A 1,176-nucleotide genomic window follows, 5' to 3' on the forward strand; every position below is an offset into this window, starting at 1 on the left:
GGCATAAGTTCTTGTAACGTCATTTCGTTTCCTCCTCATGTGTATCTGTTTTCATTTCCCTCACAACAACCCTTGACCCTTCTGTTTTTACAACTTTTACAGGTTGACGTGTTGCAATGAATCCACCCTCCGTTACGACATCCAACCGTTCCCCGTCAAATTCTGCAGTACCGGCTGGGCGTAAAGGAGTCAAAGTTGTGCCTTCCAATCCGATGAGTTCCAGACGATTCTTAGAGGACACATATCCCTTCTCTGATGAAGTTGCATCGTTTAGGATGATGTGCCTGAAAAATCCTCTTTCCATGCCGAAAATTTTGAACAATATGATTGAGACAATGATCGTGACGATCAATGCAATCCCAATACTCATTGCCATATAACCCATGTCAGCTGAAGATAGCATCAGAGAGGCTACAATAGCTACCACTCCAGCGATCCCAGCAATACCTCCAGGCAGGAATAATTCTGCAATCACTAAAGCAATCCCTAAGACAAGTAAGATGATGGCTTCATAACCAGCCAAACCAGCTACGATATGCCCATAGAAGAATAATACGAGCGAAAGCAGCCCCATTATCCCTGGTATTCCAAAGCCTGGAGAATACAATTCTACAACCAAACCAATGCTTGCGACTGATAACAAGATTGGTATCACCACAGGATCGGTCAAAAACCTTGCCAAATTTTCTGCTAACGTAGGGTTTTCTTCAACAATCTTAGCATCAGAAAGATTGAGCTCATTAAGTAATTCTGTGCGATCTTCGACAATTCCTTCCGCATATCCTACTTCTTCTGCATCTTTAGGACCCAGTGTCAGAAATTCGCCTTCTCCAGCTCCGTATTTCGGGAGATCTACACTACTGTCAGCCATTGCCTTTGCATAAAGCGGGTCACGGCCGTTAGATTCTGCTGCAGCAACCATTGAGGAGATCCAGGCAGACTGGGCTTTTTTATCCGCAGCTGTTCCATCGGAGTTGATAACCCCTGAAGCTCCCATTGTCGCCTGGGGCTTCATATAGATCTGATCAGCATTCAAAGCGATATAAGAGCCGGCTGAATAGGCGCGACTTGTAACAAAAGCGGTATTCGGTATATCCAGATCCTGAAAGATCTCTCCGATTTCGCCAGCAGCGTCTACCCGACCGCCCGGGGTATCAATTTCGAAAATTATATGAT

1 protein-coding gene is annotated in these 1,176 nt (G+C 45.1%); it reads right to left on the bottom strand.

The window, feature by feature from the left end; all coding sequences use genetic code 11:
• Positions 1-19 precede the first annotated feature (19 nt).
• Positions 20-1,176: nodulation protein NfeD (locus tag LD39_RS19895; protein WP_035552555.1), on the bottom strand; the 1,157-nt coding region annotated here is incomplete at its 5' end.

It is taken from the genome of Halobacillus sp. BBL2006 (genome assembly GCF_000786645.1).
GTDB lineage: Bacteria > Bacillota > Bacilli > Bacillales > Halobacillaceae > Halobacillus.